The following is a 21,599-nucleotide window of genomic DNA, read 5'->3' as shown; positions in this document are numbered from 1 at the left end:
TTATGTCTAAATATTAAAAAAACAACAAAAAAATGTTATAGTAAAATGAGAGTATATGACATTTTTAGGTAAGGGGTGAATCCAAATGTGGATTACTTCAGAAGTAGAAATTCCAGATGAGTTAATCGATCATCTTGAACAAGGAAAGTTAGTATTGTTTGTTGGAGCGGGAGTTTCTATGAAAGGGAAATCAAACTTACCGAATTTTGATGATTTAGTTGATGAAATTGCAAAAACTTTATATGTCGAAAAGCGTGAAATAACAGAACCTCATGATTATTATCTTGGTAAAATTGCGAAAACAAAAGATGTACATCAAGTTGCAAAAGATCTAGTTCATATAGAAACGTCAAAACCAAATCCGCTTCATTTTGCAATTCCGAGGTTGTTTCCTTTAGATACAGAAGTTCGCATTGTAACGACGAATTTTGATCAGCATTTTACAACTGCGATGAACGAAATGAATAGAGAATTAAACGTTTATTATGCACCTGCTTTACCTACAGGTAGAGCGTTTAAAGGGCTCGCTTACATACATGGAAATATAGAACAAGAAAAGGAAGCTTTAATTTTAACAGATGGTGATTTTGGAAGGGCTTACTTAACGGAAGGATGGGCGAGAAGATTTTTAGTTGATTTATTCTCCAATTACACCGTTTTATTCGTTGGGTATAGCCATAATGACCCAGTAATGAAATATTTAGCAACTGGTTTACCACCAAGTACAAGGCGCTATGCATTTGTCGCACAAGGAGAAAATACGTATCACTGGGAACATTTAGGGATAAGGCCGATTGTGTATCCGAATAAATCAAATAATCATCAGTCCCTCGTCAAAGCGGTAAAACGCTGGGCGGAATTAATGGGGGATAATTATATTACAAAAAGAATGCGTATTCGTGACATTGTAACAGTGCCACCATCAGTAGAGCAGGAACAATTATCCTACATAAAACAGTCCATTAAAAAAATTGAAACTGTTCGATATTTTGTTGAATTTGCCCGAGATTATGAATGGGTGGAATGGCTTGAAGCAGAGGGGAAATTACGAAATTTATTTTTGCTTACGTCAACCTATGATGAAGTAGATGAATTGCTTGCAGAATGGTTGGTGGAACAATTTCTTTTTAGTCATCAGAAAGAATTATTTCAATTGATTTTTAAAAATCATTCTAAAATATCCCCGTTATTATGGAGAACAATTTGCAGCTATTTAAACGAAACGAAGATCAAGATGGACCCGTTGTTGTTTGCAAGATGGACACTCCTTTTATTAGAAACAGCTGAAAAAGATAGTAAATCTATAGAAAAAATCTCTTACTTACTGCAAAAGTGTTCTTTTCCTGAGCATAAAGAAATTGCTTTATTGTTACTAACGTTTATTTTGGATGGAAAACTTAAGTTGAAGCGTGAAAGAAAGTTAGGAAATGATACACAAGAATCCATTGAACTTGAGGAATCGAGTCGGTTACCGGTGTCTACATTTTCTCATGTGGAGCAAATTTGGAATGAGAAGATGAGACCGCATATTTCTTATTACGCAGTTCCCATTTTGATGATGGGATTAGAGAAGATGCGAATGTTGTCATTAAGACAAACGGCACTGAAAAAAAGAAATAAGGAAAATGTAGAGAAAGAGTTTCATCAAAATGACCTTGCGTTTTTAATTCAAATTGTAAAAGAGTGTCTAATCTATTTATGTGAAAACAATGAGAAAAAAGCGAATTATTATATTACAGAAATGATAGAAGCAAATAGTTTGCTTCAAAAGCGAATTGCAATTGATGCGATGAATAAAAATTTATTTGTTAGCGTAGATGATAAAATGAAATGGTTGTTACAGGGAGGGCTTCTTTTAGATGTCACATATAAACATGAGGTGTTTCAACTTTTAAAAAATCATTACGTACATTCTTTAGAAAAAACAAAGGAAGAAGTCATTCAAACTGCAATGAAGCACCTTGCAGAGGAGAGGGCATTTGATGTTTGTTTAGTTTTAGATTTATTATTCACTTGTGATTCAAATAGTCCATCAACAGCACAAGGATACGAGCTAATGAAACAGAAACATCCGCATTTTCATTCTGATCGATACAGTGTACCTAAAAAAAAGGCCATCGAACAAAGTATTACTTGTAATGTAACTGCCGATGGATTACTGCAGCTGAAAGACGATGAAATCATGAACCAAATTCGGCAATTTTCGAATGACGGTGTTTTTGAACAACGTCATTTTTTAGAGATGTTATCAAAGGCATGTAAATTGAATACAGAGTGGAGTATTTCATTTGCGTACCAATTAGTAGGCATGCATGAAATAAGTAACGAAGTGTGGTTTGTTTGTATTAGAGAGTGGCGAAATAACCGGAGACTGACAAATGGGCAAATCCAAAAAATTATTCCGCTGTTACAGAAATTTGTTAGAAACACTGCATTTCATTGGTTAATTAGTAGTTTTCTATATGAGATTAGTAATCGATTAGAAGAGTTAGAGGAGAATAGTATACGGTTTGTAAAACGTTTTGCTTTTTCGGTATTTCCTCAAGTTATGAAAAGCGATACAGATTTTAAGATTGGAAAACAAGACTTTTATAATGAGTCGATTCAGCATCCTGTTGGAAAAATGACAGCTGTATTATTAAAACTGTTATCATATGATCATTTATACGATCGCAACGTGTATGAATATTTATTTTTATTTGAAGAACAAGTAAGAGTAAGTTCTGAACGGACAAACTTTATGTTTGCGCGTTTAATAGCAGATATTACATTTTTATATCATATTGAGAAACAATGGTGCCGAAAATATTTGTTACCTTACTTAGAATTAAAGAAAGAAAATGAGATTACGAAATATGCTTGGGCAGGTCTATGTTATACGCAAATAAATTTACCTTTATTTACTGAAATGAAGAGGTTTATTAAGTATGCAGTAGAGCATTTAGAAGTTTTACACCCGCATACGAGGGAAGCTTTCTTGAAGTGGCTTAGTTTTGTATTTATAAAATGTGTGCTGTATTGGGAACAAAAAACAGATTGGCTATATCCGTTGCTTATACGAGAAAATGAAGAGAATAAAATTAAATTTATGCAACATTTATGCTATTACGTTAAAACATTAAGTGTAAAAGAACAACAAAAATTTTGGACAGCTTGGCTCAGTATATTTTTACGAGAACGACCAAAAATGGGTGAGATAACAACGAGAGAATATGTAATGATTTTACGTATTATTTTATACATGGATGAAATTTTAGAAAAAGGATTACGTATTATGTCGCGTACATTTATAGATGTAAATGGAGAATGTGCAGGGGAGGAAATGAAACAGTTATTTATTGAAATGTTTGAAAAGAAAGAGAGTATGAAAGCGTATAAAGAAATGTATGCAAATGTCTTTTTCACTTTACTGCAAACACGTCAGGAAGCTGATTTTCTTGAAAATGAAATCATACAAATAAAAAAACGATTAGCCCAGTTTGGAATAGAAAAACACGTATTAAATTTAATAGAAAATGAGATGATTCGCATCGGAATTGTAATGGGGAATTTACAAGAAGAAATATAGGACGAAAGTGGAATTTTAAAAAATATATAAAAAAGATATTGACAGTGTTTTGAAAAGCGTTCTATAATACGAATCATACTTATTCAATTTCAAAAACATTTGAATAAACAAAGTGCAATGAAGAGATCACAGTAGTGGTTAGTCTTACTGTAACAGAGAGCTGGTGGTTGGTGTGAACCAGTACAGGGATAATCATGAATTACAGTCTTGGAGCATCTTTTTCGTAGTAAAGATAGGATTGTCTTTATGAAGAAAGGGCGGTCAATTGATCGTTAACAGTGAAGAGAGGTAGACGGAAAGTTAGTCTACAACTAGGGTGGTACCGCGATAAATATCGTCCCTACTGATTTATTCAGTAGGGACTTTTTGTATTTTAGTGGTCCAACTTGAAAATAAAATAGTCATGCATTGAAAGGAAAAGCAGTAGTTGTTGTTTCCCTGTAACAGAGAGCTGGTGGTTGGTGCGAACCAGTACAAAAACAAGAGCGAATTACAGTCCTGGAGCATCTTTTTCGTAGTAAAGATAGTATTTGTCTTTATGAAGGGAAAGACGGTCACATTGATCGTTAACAAGGAAGAGAGGTAGACGAAAGAAGTCTACAACTAGGGTGGTACCGCGATAAATATCGTCCCTACTGATTGGATCAGTAGGGCTTTTTTGTACAAAAAAAGTGGTTTTCAGCTAGTAGATAGTGTCTTTGTGGTAATTATTAGTTTAAGATAAGAAGAGGTATCGATTCCACTTTAAATTTGTATAATTAACCAGTTCAGAAAATAGAGAATTTTTCATTCTCTTACTATACTTTTAAAACATTAGAGGAGGATTTCCAAATGGCAAATCATGAATTAGATCAATTACGTAAACAGGTAGATGAAATTAACTTACAACTATTACACCTTTTAAACAAACGTGGTGAAATCGTTCAAAAAATCGGGGAGCAAAAGCAAGTACAAGGTACGAAACGCTTTGATCCAGTACGTGAGCGTGAAGTACTTGATATGATCGCAGAGCATAACGAAGGACCATTCGAAACGTCAACAGTTCAACATATTTTCAAAACAATCTTCAAAGCTAGCTTGGAATTACAAGAAGATGATAACCGTAAGGCGTTATTAGTATCACGTAAAAAGAAACAAGAAAATACAATCGTTAATGTAAAAGGTGAATTGATTGGGGACGGAACACAAACGTTCATCATGGGGCCTTGTGCAGTAGAAAGCTTAGAGCAAGTTCGCCAAGTAGGGCAAGCTATGAAAGACCAAGGCTTAAAATTAATGCGCGGTGGTGCTTTCAAACCGAGAACATCTCCATATGATTTCCAAGGTTTAGGAGTAGAAGGGTTACAAATTTTACGCCAAGTAGCAGATGAGTTCGACTTAGCGATTATTAGTGAAATTTTAAATCCGAACGATGTTGAAATGGCATTAGAATACGTTGATGTAATTCAAGTTGGCGCACGTAACATGCAAAACTTCGATTTACTACGAGCTGTAGGTAAAGTTAATAAGCCAGTATTACTAAAACGTGGATTAGCAGCAACAATTGATGAGTTCATTAATGCAGCAGAATACATTATTGCGCAAGGTAATGACCAAATTATTCTTTGTGAGCGCGGTATCCGCACATACGAAAGAGCAACACGTAACACATTAGACATTTCTGCAGTACCGATTTTAAAGAAAGAAACACATTTACCAGTTATCGTTGACGTAACACATTCAACTGGACGTAGAGATTTATTATTACCAACAGCGAAAGCGGCACTTGCTATTGGAGCTGATGCAGTAATGGCTGAAGTTCATCCAGATCCAGCAGTTGCATTATCAGATTCTGCACAACAAATGGACATTCCAGAATTCCATAGATTCATGGATGAGTTAAAAGGTTTCAAAAATAAATTATCTTAATTCCATATCATATATGCGCTGAAGAGGAAACAGTAGTGCTTATCTCACTGTTATAGAGAGCTGATGGTCGGTGTGAATCAGTACAAAGATAAGCATGAATTACAGCCTTGGAGCATCTTTCCCGACAACTTTTGGAGGGGAGGACGGTCAAACGATCGTTAAAGAAGAAGAGAGGTAGACGATAGTTGTCTACAACTAGGGTGGTACCGCGATAAACATCGTCCCTACTGAGCGCTCAGTAGGGACTTTTTTGTACAAAAAAATAGTAAAGGGGCAAAAGAAATGAGATACATTACAGCTGGAGAATCACATGGTCCGCAGTTAACAGTTATTTTAGAAGGTGTACCGGCAGGTTTAACATTAACAGCGGAACATATTAATAAGGAATTATTAAGAAGACAAAAAGGACATGGGCGCGGAAGACGCATGCAAATTGAAACAGATACAGTTGAAATTGTAAGTGGTGTTCGTCACGGGATGACACTTGGCTCACCGATTACGTTAATCGTAAAAAATGATGATTTCAAACATTGGACGAAAGTAATGGGTGCAGACCCGATTTCAGAGCAAGAAAGTAAAGAAATGAAACGCACAATTACAAAACCACGTCCAGGACATGCAGATTTAAACGGAGCTATTAAATACGGTCATCGTGATATAAGAAACGTATTAGAGCGCTCATCTGCAAGAGAAACGACAGTTCGTGTAGCTGCTGGAGCAGTTGCGAAACAAATTTTGAAAGAGTTAGGTGTGGAAATTGCAGGGCATGTGCTTGAAATTGGTGGGGTGCAAGCGAAGCATATTTCCAACTTATCAATTGAAGAGATTCAAACGATAACTGAAAATTCACCTGTTCGATGTTTAGATAAAGAAGTAGAACAAGAGATGATGGATGCGATCGATAATGCAAAAAGTAGTGGAGATTCAATCGGTGGTATTGTCGAAGTCATTGCAGAAGGTATGCCAATTGGTGTTGGTAGTTACGTTCATTACGATCGTAAATTAGATGCAAAACTCGCTGGTGCTATTATGAGTATTAATGCATTTAAAGGTGCTGAAATTGGTGTTGGTTTTGAAGCGGCAAGACAGCCAGGAAGTAAAGTGCACGATGAAATCCTTTGGGATGAAGAAAAAGGATACACGAGAAAAACGAATAATGCCGGCGGTTTAGAAGGTGGTATGACAACGGGAATGCCGATTGTTGTAAGAGGTGTTATGAAGCCGATTCCTACATTATACAAACCGTTAGCAAGCGTTGATATTGATACGAAAGAAGCATTCCAAGCGAGTATTGAAAGATCTGATAGTTGCGCAGTACCAGCAGCAGGTGTAGTAGCTGAATCTGTTGTGGCATGGGAACTTGCAGATGCACTAGTCGAACAATTCGGAAAAGATCGTATGGAATTATTAAAGCAAAACATTACAGAACATAACAAATACGCAAAAGAATTTTAAAAAAGGTGGGTTTAACATGCAAGTAAAAGATCAACTATCATCCTTACAACCATATAAACCAGGTAAATCACCAGAACAAATGAAAGAAGTGTACGGAGATCATTCGTTTGTGAAATTAGCATCAAATGAAAATCCATTCGGTTGTTCGCCACGAGTGTTAGAAGAGTTGCAAAAATCGTGGTTAGAACATGCTTTATATCCTGACGGAGGTGCTACAACGCTCCGTCAAACAATTGCAGAGAAATTACAAGTTCAAATGGAACAAATACTTTGCGGTAGTGGTTTAGATGAGGTCATTCAAATAATAAGTCGCGCCGTACTTCGAGCTGGAGATAACATCGTAACGGCAGGTGCAACATTCCCACAGTACCGTCATCATGCAATTATTGAAGGTTGTGAAGTGAAAGAAGTTGCTTTAAATAACGGTGTATACGACTTAGATGAAATTTCGTCAGCAGTTGATAACAATACGAAAATCATTTGGCTTTGTAATCCGAACAACCCTACAGGCACATATGTGAATGAGCAAAAATTGACTCAGTTCATTGAAAGCATTAGTGAAAATACGTTAATTGTCATTGATGAAGCGTACTATGAATACGTAACAGCAAAAGATTTCCCTGAGACATTACCGCTTCTAGAAAAACATAACAACATTCTTGTACTTAGAACGTTTTCTAAAGCGTACGGATTAGCATCTTTCCGCGTTGGTTATGCGATTGGACAGGAAGAGTTAATCGAGAAATTAAATGTCGTACGTTTGCCATTTAACGTATCTTCATTAGCGCAAAAAGCAGCAACGATTGCTTTTAACGATGAAGCGTTTATTGAAGAAATTGTACGTGTTAATACAGAGGGAATACAACAATACGAAAGTTTTTGTAAGGAAAACGAATTTCCATTTTATCCGTCACAAACAAACTTCATCTTCTTACCGGTAGAGAATGGTGGAGAGATTTATGAAGCTTGTGCACACGCAGGGTTTATTATTCGTCCGTTCCCGAATGGTGTCCGTATTACAGTCGGCACAAGGGAGCAAAATGAAGGAGTGATTTCAGTGTTAAAACTACACTTTGAAAATAAGAAAAATAAGTCTCGAGATGAGGCAAATGTGTAAAAAGGTAGTATTAATTGGAACAGGCTTAATAGGAGGTTCTCTCGCATTAGCAATTAAGAAAGAGCACGATGTAACGATAACAGGTTATGACATATTTCAAGAGCAAGTAGAGCGTGCGAAAGAATTACACGTAGTAGATGAAGTAGCAGTAGATTTACAGCGTGCATGTGAAGAGGCACATTTAATTGTTTTTGCTTCTCCAGTTGAAGAAACGAAGAAGTTATTACACAAATTAGCGTCATTTCGTTTACGAGAAGATGTGATAGTGACCGATGTTGGTAGTACAAAAGGAACAATTATGAACGAAGCGGAAGCTTTATTTTCAAAGGAAATTTCTTTCATTGGTGGACATCCGATGGCAGGTTCTCATAAAACTGGGGTTGAAAGTGCAAAAGCACATTTATTTGAAAATGCATTTTACATTTTAACACCGATGAACCATGTGCCAAATGAACAAGTGGAAGAACTAAAAGGTTGGTTAAAGGGAACGGGGTCTCATTTTCTCGTTTTAAATACAGAAGAGCATGATTATGTAACAGGGATCGTTAGTCATTTTCCGCATCTTATCGCAGCAGGGTTAGTCAAGCAAGTGGAGAAACATGCAGGAGATAATCCGCTCATTCATCAGCTAGCTGCAGGCGGATTTAAAGACATTACACGCATTGCATCTAGTAGCCCGAAAATGTGGAGTGATATTGTAAAGCAAAATCGTGAGCATTTAATGGTAGTATTAAAAGAGTGGATCTCTGAAATGGAAGAATTATATGATACTGTTTCTACTGGAGATGCAGGCGAGATTCAAAACTATTTTGCAGATGCGAAAGAATACCGTGATTCTTTACCAGTACGAAAAAGAGGGGCAATTCCTGCCTATCACGACTTATACGTCGATGTTTTAGATAAAGTAGGGGCATTGGCTCATATTACGAGTATTTTGGCGCGTGAAGAAATTAGTATTACGAACTTGCAAATATTAGAAGCGCGAGAAGGATTGCTTGGCGTATTACGCATTAGCTTCCAAAGAGAAGAAGATCGTATGAAAGCGAAACTAGCGCTTAGAGAAGAAGAATACCAAACTTATGAAACAATTTAAATGAGAAGGTGAAAACATGAAAGAAAGAACGATACAACCTATAAATAGCGGATTGAACGGCAACATTACAATTCCAGGTGATAAGTCCATTTCACATCGTGCTGTTATGTTCGGCGCAATTGCAGAAGGAAAAACGACAATTAAAGGTTTCTTGCCCGGTGCAGACTGTTTAAGTACGATTTCGTGCTTTAAGGAAATGGGAGTAGAAATCACGCAAAATGGTGATGAAGTAACTGTAGTCGGAAAAGGAATTGAAGGCTTACAAGAACCGAAAGCTGTATTAGATGTTGGTAATTCTGGTACAACGATACGATTAATGTCAGGAATATTAGCAAATACACCATTTTTCTCTTGCGTACAAGGTGATGCGTCTATCGCAAAAAGACCGATGAAACGTGTTACAAATCCATTAAAACAAATGGGCGCAAAAATTGATGGCCGAGAAGAAGGAACGTTTACGCCGCTCACAATACGTGGCGGAGATTTAAAAGCAATTGAGTATATTTCTCCTGTTGCAAGTGCACAAGTAAAGTCAGCTATTTTACTTGCAGGTCTTCGGGCAGAAGGTGTAACAGCTGTTACAGAACCACATATTTCGCGTGATCACACGGAAAGAATGCTTGAAGCATTCGGTGTTAACGTAACTCGTGAGGGAAAAACAGTGAAACTTGCAGGTGGACAGAAGTTAACAGCGACAGACGTTCAAGTACCAGGTGACGTATCATCAGCAGCATTTTTCTTAGTAGCGGGAGCAATTATTCCAAATAGTAAACTAGTATTACAAAATGTAGGAATGAATCCAACTCGTACAGGTATTATTGATGTTTTAGAGACAATGGGTGCTACATTTACTGTAGAGCCGATTAACGAAGGGGCATCAGAACCAGCTGCAAACATTACGATTGAAACATCTTCATTAAAAGGAATTGAAATTGGTGGGGATATTATTCCAAGACTAATCGATGAAATTCCAGTTATCGCTTTAGCGGCAACACAAGCAGAAGGTATTACAGTTATTAAAGATGCACACGAGTTAAAAGTAAAAGAAACGAACCGTATTGATACAGTCGTTGCGGAGTTAACGAAACTAGGAGCTCGCATAGAAGCAACTGATGATGGCATGATTATATACGGAAAATCAGCTCTAAAAGGCAGTACAGTAAATAGTTACGGTGATCACCGCATCGGAATGATGCTTGCGATTGCTGGCTGTCTAGCAGAGGGAAAAACAACAATTGAAGATGCAGAAGCAGTAGGCGTATCATATCCTACATTCTTTGAAGAACTTCAAAAGTTAGCAAAATAAGGTGATGAGAAGCAGATACATTATGTATCTGCTTTTTTATGTTAGGTTGTTGTAAAATCGATATTTTTTGTTGAAACGTCTGTGTAATTTCACTTACCGAACTACAATAGTAAGAATTATGATACAATTCAATCAGGGAATGGAGGAGAATTATATGAATGTCATACAATTACAAGAAGATAAATTTAGAGAAGCATTACGTTTATCAGAATACGCTTTTCAATATAAAGTAAATGAGGAACGATTGCAGCAGCAAATCACTCGAATGAAAGAAAGTCATGAAATATACGGCATTATGGAAGGGGAAGACTTAGCAGCAAAACTACATCTTATTCCATTTCATATATACATAGGAAAAGAAACATTTAAAATGGGCGGCGTTGCAGGGGTAGCGACGTATCCTGAGTATAGAAGAAGTGGGTATGTAAAAGAGCTACTTCAGCATTCTCTTCAAACGATGAAAAAAGATGGATATACAGTATCGATGTTACATCCATTTTCTGTTTCATTTTACCGTAAATACGGCTGGGAACTTTGTGCGAATCTTCTCGTATGTCATATGACTAAGAGCGATTTAGTTATGAAAAAACAAGTAAATGGCACTGTGAAACGTTTCAATAAAGAAAATCATCCAGAAGAAGTCGAGAAGCTATATGAAATCTTTGCAGAACGTTTTTCAGGTATGTTAGTTCGAGAGAAAAACTGGTGGTTACAAGTGGTTTATGATGATTTAGCATTAGCGATTTACTATGATGAAAATAAAACGGCAGCTGGTTACATGTTATATAAAATAGAAAACTATAAAATGACAGTAGAAGAATTTGTACCACTGCATAATGAAGCACGAAATGGTCTGTGGAACTTTATTTGCCAGCATGATTCTATGATTAAAGAACTTGAAATGACAGTAAGTGAAAACGAACCGTTGTTATATACATTGCAAGAGCCACGCGTGAAGACAGAAATAAAACCATATTTTATGGGAAGAATTGTAGATGTGGAGAAGTTCTTAAAACAATACGAGTTGAACTGGAACAATGTACAGCAAGAAGTGATCTTACATATTACAGATTCATTTGCTCCGTGGAATAACGTAGTAGTGAGACTTGCAAATCATGAATTAACAATTGTAGAAGAAGCAACGGAAAAAGGAATCAAACTGGATATAAATGCACTATCGACAATAATGTTTGGATACAAACGTCCATTAGAACTAAACGAACTTGAATTAATTAGCGGAAGCGAAGAGGCAATGCGGTCATTTGAGAATTTAGTACCAGTGCGTAAGCCGTTTATTTATGATTTCTTTTAATTAATATACTGTGCAATGTGTCATTAGAAAAGTACTATAATGAAAAACAGTTATTATAGTACTTTTCTATTAATAGAATGAAAGCATTATTTTAGGAGGGGAAATAGAATGATTAGGCAAGCTGTAGGCGCAATCATATTCCAAAATAGTGAATTTTTATTGGTACATAAGGTAAAAATAAGCGATATAGAAGGAGAATACAATTTGTCAAAGGGGGAGTGGGATTTTCCTAAAGGCGGATTAAAACATACAGATAATGACTTAGAAAGTGCTATATTGAGAGAGCTTGAAGAAGAAACCGGTTCAAAAAAGTTTATAGTTATGAAACAAATGGAAGATAAAATTTGCTTTGAGTTTCCTGAAGAATTAAAAGTGAAAACTGGATTTGAAAAACAAGAAACAACTATGTTTTATGTAGAATATATAGGTGATAGAACAGATTTGAATCCAAAAGATAATGAAATAAGTCAAGTTCAATTTTTTAAGACACAAGATATATTGAGCATTTTAAGTCACGATGATACAAAGAATTTTTTTGAAGTGTTAATTCAAAAAATGCATTGAAATCTAAGTGAGTGTGTTATTTGAAAATGCTACATTTGCTTAGTCACACACTTGACTTTTAATCCATCTAATTTATAATTAAAAAAGGAATGAATTTTCATTCCTTAAAATTGAGGTGAGAAAAATGGCTAAAAATAAACAAGAAGACATTTTTGAAGCAGCTATACAACTATTCGCAGAGCGTGGTTACGATGGTACGACAATTCCGATGATCGCTGAAAAAGCAAATGTCGGCGCTGGTACGATTTATCGCTATTTTGAAAATAAAGAGGCACTCGTTAACTCATTATTTTCAAAAAGTATGTTGCAACTATCTGAAATGATAAAAACAGATTTTCCTGTTGAAGCAAATATTCGTGAACAGTTTAGTCATACATACAACCGTTTATTTGAATTTGCGAGAAACAATGTGGATGCTTTTCTTTTTACAAATTCTCACTGTGATAGTTATTTTCTTGATGAACAGAGTAAGAAAATATTTGACGATTTTATAGGCTTCTTTATGAATATTATAGAAGATGGAATCGCAAAAGGGTTTCTCCGTCCATTGCCTCCAGTTGCATTAATTATCATTGTATACCAACCGCTAGAAAAATTAACTAAAGTAATGGCGACAGGGCAATTAGAATACTCAAAAGAATTAGTAAAAGAATTGGAAGAAAGCTCTTGGAATGCTATTAGAATCATTTGATTCTAATAGCTTTATAAGGACAGGAATGAACATTCATTCCGAAATGGATTTTAAAAATGAAATAGGGGATGATATATTTGTAGTACTAAGAGAATGAATATTCATTCCGTGAAAGGTAATTTAAAAGGGTTTTAAAAATAATTTAATAGAGTGATAGGAATGAACGTTCATTCCGAAATGATAGTTTTAAAAGGATAGAAATGAATGTTCATTCCTAGCTTAACATGACAAGCTAAAAATGGGAGATGATTCAAATGAGCAAGCTAAAAAATTGGAGAAGTTTATCTTTTCTATTATGGATAGTTATTACTATTACAATGATCGTAGCGATGCCTAATATGGATAAATTAGTGAAGGAAAAAGGGAAAATTACAATTCCTAATACAGAACAAAGCAGTATTGCTGACAAAATGATCAAAGAAATGGATAAAGAAGGGGTTGAAAAATACGAAGTTATCGCCGTATTTAATAGTGGCAATAAAGCAGCTTTAACTACTGAGCAAAAAGAGGAAATAACAAAAACAATCAACGCTTTGCAAAATGAAAAAGAGCAATTAGGAATTAAGGAAGTTGTTTCACATTTAGATAATAAAGAATTGGAGAAACAATTAGTTTCTAAAGATAATACGACTATTTTAACGCAAATATCAATAGATAAAAAGCATGGTGAAATATCAAAAGTTGCAAATAATCTTCATAAAAAAGTGCAAACGAAAGGAGTAAAAACGTACTTAACAGGAAGTGACTTAATAGCGGGTGATTTTCTTACATCCTCTCAAGAGGGAGTGAAAAAGACTGAAGTTATTTCAATCATTTTCATTCTTATAGTATTAATCATTGTATTCCGTTCACCAATTGTTCCAATTGTTTCTCTTCTTACAGTTGGTATATCGTATTTAGTTTCAATGGGTATTATTGCTCATCTTGTAGATCAATTTAATTTTCCGTTTTCTAACTTTACGCAAGTGTTTGTAGTTGTCGTACTGTTTGGAGTAGGAACAGATTACAACATTTTATTATATACGAGGTTTAAAGAAGAATTAAGTAAACAAGAAAATGCATTTTTGGCCACGAAAGAAACATTTAAATCGGCAGGTAAAACCGTTTTATATAGCGGGATAGCGGTGCTAATTGGTTTTGCATCACTTGCTTTAGCGAGTTTTAAATTATATCAATCTACTTCAGCGGTAGCAATTGGTGTTTTAGTATTACTACTCGTAATAACCACTTTAAATCCATTTTTTATGGTGCTTTTAGGAAAAGGAATGTTTTATCCAGTTAAAACATTTAAAGGTCATGAGGATAGCCGTTTATGGGGATTCTTTGCTAAAAATTCAGTAGCAAGACCATTTGTTGCTTTAATCATCATATTCGTGATATCGATTCCTTTCGTATTAAAATACTCTAATACACTGAATTACAATGATTTGTTTGAAGTGGATAATAAGTATGAATCAAAAATGGGTATTAATGTGATAGAAGAACATTTTCCACCAGGATTTTCTTCACCAAGTACGTTAGTGATTCAATCTAACAAAAAATTAGATGAAGGAACGTCTCTACAAACTTTAGATGAATTAACTGATAAAATTTCGAAAGTTAAAGGTGTTTCAGAAGTATATGCACCGACGCGTCCAACTGGTGATAAGATAAAAGAATTATATTTAAATAAACAAGCGGGAGAACTAAATACTGGTTTAGGCGATGCTAATGGTGGCATAAAGGAAATTAATGATGGCTTAACGGATGCGAAAGATAAAATGGGTAGTAATGACTCAAATAGTCTTGCAAATGTTCAAAAGTTAATTGATGGAACGAACGAAGCGAAAAATGGAGTATCAGCATTAGGAACAGCTTTAAATCAATTATCCACTGGCATAAACGAAGGTGCACAAGGAGCGCAGCAAATTGAGAGTGGGTTAACTTCAGTAAATGAAAATATAAATGTCCTATCGGGTGCAACGTCACAGCTTCATGCTGGTTATGCACAGTTAGAAAAGGGTTTAAGTTCTTACGATCAATACTTCGGAAGTATTTCTCAAGCGATTGACGGTGCAAAAAAAGGATATGAACAAATTGAAGTGTTAATGACTAATTTCATTCAAACGAAACCAGAAGTAGCAAATGATCCTAATGTACAGCAAACGATAGGAATTGCGAAGGAAGCTCAAAAGCAATTAAGTGGACTTTCAAAAGAATTAAATCAATTAGCAGTACAACATAAAGCTGCGGTGAATTCATTTAAAGAAGCGAATCAATCATTACTGAAAGTAGATAACGGCTTAAAGGAAATGAATAATGGCGTTACCGAGTTACAAAAAGGAGCTGCCGGACTAAAAACTGGATTAAACGAAGGAGCTACAGGTTCAAAACAAATTGCAAACAAATCATCTGAGCTACAATCCGGCTTAACAAAAATAAATGATGGGCAAGGGCAGCTTTTAACTGGATTGAAAGACCTGCAAGAAAAGATGGGGCAATTACAATCCGGCTTATCTAAAAGTACAGAAGGGCTTGGAAAAGTAAGTAACGGCCTAGGGGATGCTCAGAAATATTTAGGCGAGCTTAATGAGTCAAAAAGCTCTGAGAAATTTTATATTCCTAAAGAAGTGTTAGCGGGAGAAGATTTCCAAAAAGCATTGAATACGTACATGTCACATGATAGAAAGACTGCTAAAATGACAATCATTTTAGACGTAAATCCGTATTCAAAAGAAGCGATGCCAATCATTCAAGAAATTAATAAAACGATAGATGGTACGCTAAATGGTACTGAATTAAAAACGGCGAAAAAAGCGATCGGCGGGACAACAGCTAGAAATGTTGATTTAAAAGAAGTAACCGGGCAAGATTTCTTACGTACAGCTACAATTATGTTGATTGGAATTGCGATTGTATTAATCGTAATTACACGCTCATTACTAAACACAATATTTATTATTGGCTCATTACTATTAGCGTACTTTGCATCACTTGGTATAAGCGAACAAATTAGTGCACATGTATTACATGTAGATTCATTAAGCTGGAATGTTCCATTCTTTAGCTTCATTATGATTGTCGCTTTAGGAGTGGATTATAGTATTTTCGTAATGATGCGCTATAACGAGATAGAAGGGGATCCGGTAACGAAAATTGTAACTGCATCTCGTCATATAGGAGGAGTTGTATTATCAGCGGCGCTAATTTTAGGCGGGACATTTGCTGCATTAATTCCATCAGGTGTATTGACACTTATACAAGTAGCATCAGTTGTTGACGTTGCACTATTACTATTAGCTTTAATCGTGATGCCGATATTGTTACCTGCTTTAATAGGGTTAACGAGTAAATTGAAGAGTTATAAAGAGAAAATAATAAATACGAAATAAGAAAAAACTGTAGGGAATGTTTTCCCTACAGTTTTTTCTGTATATAAAAATTAAAAATAGGAAATTAATCCAATGTATTACAGAGTGAGAATCGATAAAAACTATCCGATTTCATTGTAGAAAGGTAATCAACCGTTGCTATTCATCCAGCTTCTACTATATAATAGCTATAGTCTACAATAATTGAGTCGTAATATGCGATTTTTTAAGACAATCGGTGAGAAAACGCTGAAATAAGCGGTATTAGTAGGAGGACACAAATGATTACAGTAAGTAACGTTAGTTTGCGTTTCGCGGATCGCAAATTGTTTGAAGATGTTAACATAAAATTCACGCCAGGTAATTGCTACGGTTTAATTGGAGCAAACGGTGCTGGTAAATCAACATTTCTAAAGATTTTATCTGGAGAAATCGAACCATCAACAGGTGACATACATATTACGCCAGGTGAGCGTCTAGCAGTATTAAAACAGAACCACTTCGAATATGAAGAGTTCCCAGTATTAGAAACAGTAATTATGGGTCACACGCAACTTTATAAAGTAATGCAAGAGAAAAATGCTATTTACATGAAAGAAGACTTTAGTGATGAAGATGGTATGCGTGCTGCTGAACTTGAAGGTGAGTTCGCTGAGCTTAACGGTTGGGAAGCTGAGTCAGAAGCTGCAATCTTACTAAAAGGACTTGGTATTGGTGAAGATCTTCATGATAAGAAATTGTCAGAATTAACTGGGGCAGAGAAAGTAAAAGTATTACTTGCTCAAGCTTTATTCGGTAAACCTGACATTCTATTACTAGATGAGCCTACCAACCACTTGGACTTAAAAGCGATTCAATGGTTAGAGAACTTCTTAATGAACTTTGAAAATACAGTAATCGTTGTATCCCATGACCGTCACTTCTTAAATAAAGTTTGTACGCACATGGCTGATCTTGATTTCGGTAAAATTCAACTTTATGTTGGTAACTATGACTTCTGGTATGAGTCAAGCCAATTAGCTTTAAAATTAACACAAGATGCTAATAAGAAAAAAGAAGAGAAAGTAAAAGAGTTACAAAACTTCATTGCACGCTTTAGCTCAAACGCATCTAAAGCGAAACAAGCAACTTCTCGTAAAAAATTATTAGATAAAATTACATTAGATGATATTAGACCATCATCACGTCGTTATCCATTCGTTGGTTTCACACCTGAGCGTGAAATAGGAAATGACTTATTAACTGTTGAAGGACTTTCTAAAACAATTGATGGCGAAAAAGTGTTAGATAATGTGTACTTCACTTTAAATAAAGGTGATAAAGTTGCATTTATCGGTCGTAACGATATTGCGATGACAACATTATTTAAAATCCTTATGGGTGAAATGGAGCCAGATAGCGGTTCATTCAAATGGGGTGTTACAACATCTCAATCGTATTTCCCAAGAGATAACTCTAAATACTTTGAGAACAGTGACTTCAACTTAGTTGATTGGTTACGCCAATTCTCTCCACAAGATGAGTCAGAGAGCTTCTTACGTGGTTTCTTAGGCCGTATGTTATTCTCAGGTGAAGAAGTTAAGAAGAACGTTTCTGTATTATCTGGAGGCGAAAAAGTTCGTTGTATGCTATCTAAAATGATGTTAAGTGGTGCGAACGTAATCACACTTGACGATCCGACGAACCATTTAGATCTTGAGTCTATCACTGCATTAAACAACGGTTTAATTGCATTCAAAGGTACAATGTTATTCACATCTCATGACCATCAGTTCGTACAAACAATTGCAAACCGCATTATCGAAGTAACACCAAACGGTGTAATCGATAAAGAGGCAACTTACGATGAGTACTTAGAAAATGAAGAACTTCAAAAACAAGTAGATGCAATGTATAAAGGTCAATAATATATGATGAAAACCCCCGCTCTTTGTTAGAGCGGGGGTTTTGTTGAAAAGAGATGAAGACCAAGGTACGAAATGAATAATTATTCAAATATAACATTTATGGTGGTAAGAAGTTGTAATGTTATGATTGCATAGATTTTTGACATATAGATGACATGTAATGTGTATAGAATTGAAGGAGTTAATTGTAACAGGAGAAGTGTATTTTGAGTAATAAGATTAAAATACACTATTTTTTTATGTGAAAAATGTACCAAAAATGGAGATAGATTAGTTTGCGAAGTAGTGAATAAAGGTTTATAGTATGTGGTGTCATAATTAGTGGATGAAACTTGGGAGAAAACAGGAAATGTTACAAATGTATTTTGTTAAATAGAAACCAAGGTCAAAATGTCTAGAAAGAAATAGTTGAATAAATACTAGCTTCAAATTATAATTACTAATATTCTTCATATAGTTAAATAAAAATAATCTATTTGAAGAAGAAAAAATGAATAGAGAGACAGACTTATAAAAAATAAGCCTTGGATGATCAAAAGAGGTGGAGAAATGAAACAATTCTTATTAAAGAGCAAAAGTGTGTTAAGTAATCATTTTGGATTCTTTCTGTTTGCCGTTATTTTATTATGGCTCAAAACATATGCAGCCTATGTAACGGAATTTAATTTAGGAATTTCAAACACAATCCAAAAATTCTTGCTGTTTTTTAACCCGCTTAGTTCAGCAGTTCTATTTTTAGGACTTGCATTATTTGCAAAAGGGAAACGATCTTATATTTGGGTAATTATTATTAATTTGTTATTGTCGATACTTTTATACGCAAACGTAGTATATTATCGCTTTTTCAGTGATTTTATTACGTTCCCGACATTAACACAAACGAATAACTTTGGAGATTTAGGTGGTAGTATTTTCGCTTTACTACACTTATATGATCCACTATATTTCTTAGATACAATTATTTTAATTGTTTTAGTCGCAACAAAATTTGCAAATCCAAAACCTATTCGTGTTGCGAAACATAAACTATCACTAGTATTTGTAGCGGGTATTTTATTATTCAGTGTGAACCTAGGGCTTGCAGAATCTGACCGTCCTGAATTGTTAACAAGAACGTTTGACCGTAATTATATCGTGAAATATTTAGGGGCATACAATTATACGATTTATGATGGTATTCAAAGTGCGAAAGCATCAACAGAACGAGCATTAGCTGATGGAGATAATATGACAGAAGTTAGAAATTATCTTGCATCAACATATGCAAGTCCAAATCCTGAGTACTTCGGTAAAGGAAAAGGAATGAACGTAATTTATATTCATTTGGAGTCATTCCAAAACTTTTTAATCGATTATCAATTAAATGGTCAAGAAGTTACACCATTTCTGAATTCATTTACAAAAGATGCGAATACGTTATACTTTGATAACTTCTTCCATCAAACAGGACAAGGTAAAACATCTGATGCGGAGTTCATGTTAGAAAACTCAATGTACGGATTACCGCAAGGATCTGTATTTACAAATAAAGCTCATAACACGTATCAATCGGCACCAGCTATTTTAGGGCAACAAGGATACACTTCAGCAGTGTTCCACGGTAACTACAAAACGTTCTGGAACCGTGATGATATTTATAAATCATTTGGTTTTAATAAATTCTTTGATGCGTCATACTATGATATGAACGAAAAAGACGTTGTAAACTATGGCTTAAAAGATAAACCGTTCTTTAATGAATCAATTCCATTATTACAAACGTTAAAACAACCGTTCTATACGAAGTTCATTACGTTATCAAACCATTTCCCTTATCCTATTGATAAAGCGGAAGCAACGATTGAACCGGCGAAAACAGGTGACTCATCAGTAGATACGTATTTCCAAACAGTAAGATATTTAGATGAATCTGTAAAAGGGTTCATCGATTACTTGAAACAATCTGGCTTATACGATAACTCAATTATCGTTATGTACGGTGACCATTACGGTATTTCAGATAATCATAATGCAGCAATGTCACAAGTAATGGGTAAAGAAATGAACTCATTTGAAAATGCACAGTTACAACGTGTACCATTAATCGTTCGTGTACCAGGAGTGAAAGGTGGCGTACAACATCAATATGGCGGTGAAATTGACGTTCTTCCAACATTATTACACTTACTAGGTACAGATACGAAAAATTATGTTCAATTCGGTTCAGATTTATTATCACCAGATCATAAACAAGTCGTTCCATTCCGTAACGGTAATTATGTAAGCCCAACAGTTACGGCATTGAACGGAAAATATTATGATACAACAACTGGAAAACCTGTAGAATTAACAGATGAAATAAAACAAAATGAACAAATGGTTCAAAACTCATTAAAATACTCTGACCAAGTCGTAAATGGTGACTTATTACGATTCTACACACCAGAAGGCTTCACTCCAGTAGATCGTTCAAAGTATAACTATAACCATCGTGATAAAAATAAAACGAAGGTAAAAACGACTGAAGACGGGGAAGCTAAATAAATATTAAAAAGCGCTACTCATATGAGTAGCGCTTTTGTTTGTAACTATAATTACATTGACATTATATAGTATCATCTTTAGTTTTTTGTTTCATCTTTCCGAAGAATACCACACCGATGATGATAATAATGATGAATGCCCATTTCATGAAAGGGTTACTTTCGAAAAATCCAGCGAACCATTTTTCATCTACAATCATTTTTGCGGCAGTATAAGCTAAAACAGCTGCTCCAATCGTAATGATGACAGGGAAACGGTCAACCCATTTTAAAATTAATGTACTGCCCCATACAACTACTGGAATAGACACTAATAATCCGATGATTACTAAAGAAAAGTTACCATGGGCAGCTCCCGCAACAGCGAGTACGTTATCAATTCCCATTAACGCATCAGCTATAATAATGGTTTTAATAGCAGACCAAAATCCTTCTTCAGCTTTAATATCATGATTTTTGCCCTCAGCAATTAATTTGTAAGCAATCCATATGAGGAGTACACCACCAATTAGAAGTAATCCTGGTATTTTTAATAACCAAACGACAATTAAGGTGGCGAGGGCTCTAATAGCGATAGCCCCGACAGTTCCCCATATAATAACTTTCTTTTGTTGATCTTTCGGTAATCGCCTTGCTGCTAATCCAATTACGATGGCATTATCTCCAGCTAACACTAAATCAATTACAATAATGGCAAGCAAGGCTGACAAATATTCAGATGAAAGAAAATCCATATACATATCACTCCTTATGATTAATATGTACTTATAAGCTATTCAGTATTAAGAATTCTAACGATTATTTAA

At 35.0% G+C, this 21,599-nt stretch carries 13 protein-coding genes and 3 other annotated features; of the genes, 12 read left to right on the top strand and 1 reads right to left on the bottom strand.

All coding sequences use genetic code 11. The features are described from left to right. Positions 1–85 precede the first annotated feature (85 nt). The 12 genes from MHH42_RS14700 to MHH42_RS14645 all read left to right on the top strand — a co-directional run bounded on the left by MHH42_RS14700 (position 86) and on the right by MHH42_RS14645 (position 20,794). A complete protein-coding gene (locus MHH42_RS14700) occupies positions 86–3,568 on the top strand; it encodes a DUF4020 domain-containing protein (protein WP_070173366.1) in 3,483 nt (1,160 codons plus the stop codon). Positions 3,569–3,676: 108 nt separating this feature from the next. Next, positions 3,677–3,913, top strand: a binding site (T-box leader). A 54-nt stretch (positions 3,914–3,967) separates the two neighbouring features. Continuing rightward, positions 3,968–4,205: a binding site (T-box leader), on the top strand. A 194-nt stretch (positions 4,206–4,399) separates the two neighbouring features. Further along, the gene (locus tag MHH42_RS14695; protein WP_001273577.1) at positions 4,400–5,476 is read left to right on the top strand and encodes a bifunctional 3-deoxy-7-phosphoheptulonate synthase/chorismate mutase; all 1,077 of its coding nucleotides are present in this window, start codon (positions 4,400–4,402) and stop codon (positions 5,474–5,476) included. Between the two features lie 9 nt (positions 5,477–5,485). Next, positions 5,486–5,705: a binding site (T-box leader), on the top strand. 53 nt (positions 5,706–5,758) lie between these two features. Then, positions 5,759–6,931 carry a chorismate synthase gene (gene aroC, locus MHH42_RS14690; protein ID WP_001269419.1) on the top strand — a complete coding sequence of 391 codons (1,173 nt, stop codon included), beginning with the start codon at positions 5,759–5,761 and terminating at the stop codon, positions 6,929–6,931. A 16-nt stretch (positions 6,932–6,947) separates the two neighbouring features. Continuing rightward, complete coding sequence (gene hisC, locus MHH42_RS14685) at positions 6,948–8,048, top strand: histidinol-phosphate transaminase (protein WP_016108626.1); 1,101 nt, start codon at positions 6,948–6,950, stop codon at positions 8,046–8,048. Beyond that, entirely contained in the window at positions 8,041–9,141 is a 1,101-nt protein-coding gene (tyrA, locus tag MHH42_RS14680; protein ID WP_016108625.1) for a prephenate dehydrogenase, read from the top strand. The genes hisC and tyrA overlap by 8 nt, the downstream gene beginning before the upstream one ends. 16 nt (positions 9,142–9,157) lie before the next feature. Then, positions 9,158–10,447, top strand: coding sequence for a 3-phosphoshikimate 1-carboxyvinyltransferase (gene aroA, locus MHH42_RS14675; protein WP_000664599.1), 1,290 nt, complete (start codon positions 9,158–9,160; stop codon positions 10,445–10,447). A 154-nt stretch (positions 10,448–10,601) separates the two neighbouring features. Further along, positions 10,602–11,759, top strand: a complete 1,158-nt coding sequence (locus MHH42_RS14670) for a GNAT family N-acetyltransferase (protein ID WP_016108624.1) — start codon at positions 10,602–10,604, stop codon at positions 11,757–11,759. 108 nt (positions 11,760–11,867) lie between these two features. Continuing rightward, on the top strand, positions 11,868–12,323 hold the full coding sequence (locus tag MHH42_RS14665; protein ID WP_000620963.1) for an NUDIX domain-containing protein: 456 nt from the start codon (positions 11,868–11,870) through the stop codon (positions 12,321–12,323). A gap of 124 nt (positions 12,324–12,447) precedes the next feature. Next, complete coding sequence (locus MHH42_RS14660; RefSeq protein ID WP_001107311.1) at positions 12,448–13,014, top strand: TetR/AcrR family transcriptional regulator; 567 nt, start codon at positions 12,448–12,450, stop codon at positions 13,012–13,014. A gap of 254 nt (positions 13,015–13,268) precedes the next feature. Then, a complete protein-coding gene (locus tag MHH42_RS14655) occupies positions 13,269–16,385 on the top strand; it encodes an MMPL family transporter (protein ID WP_142307354.1) in 3,117 nt (1,038 codons plus the stop codon). A gap of 260 nt (positions 16,386–16,645) precedes the next feature. Further along, positions 16,646–18,271: an ABC-F family ATP-binding cassette domain-containing protein gene (locus MHH42_RS14650; RefSeq protein WP_000633859.1), complete on the top strand. Its 1,626-nt coding sequence runs from the start codon at positions 16,646–16,648 to the stop codon at positions 18,269–18,271. Between the two features lie 549 nt (positions 18,272–18,820). Then, a complete protein-coding gene (locus MHH42_RS14645) occupies positions 18,821–20,794 on the top strand; it encodes an LTA synthase family protein (RefSeq protein ID WP_340893515.1) in 1,974 nt (657 codons plus the stop codon). Positions 20,795–20,855: 61 nt separating this feature from the next. Here the strand turns inward: MHH42_RS14645 and MHH42_RS14640 are convergent, their stop codons facing one another. Beyond that, positions 20,856–21,527, bottom strand: coding sequence for a TerC family protein (locus MHH42_RS14640; protein ID WP_000346961.1), 672 nt, complete (start codon positions 21,525–21,527; stop codon positions 20,856–20,858). Between the last annotated feature and the right edge of the window lie 72 nt (positions 21,528–21,599).

Source organism: Bacillus sp. FSL L8-0099 (assembly GCF_038006385.1).
In the GTDB taxonomy this organism is placed as follows: Bacteria; Bacillota; Bacilli; order Bacillales; family Bacillaceae_G; genus Bacillus_A; species Bacillus_A toyonensis.
Note: the sequence above shows the minus strand (reverse complement) of the source record. Positions and strands in the feature narration are given on the sequence as shown.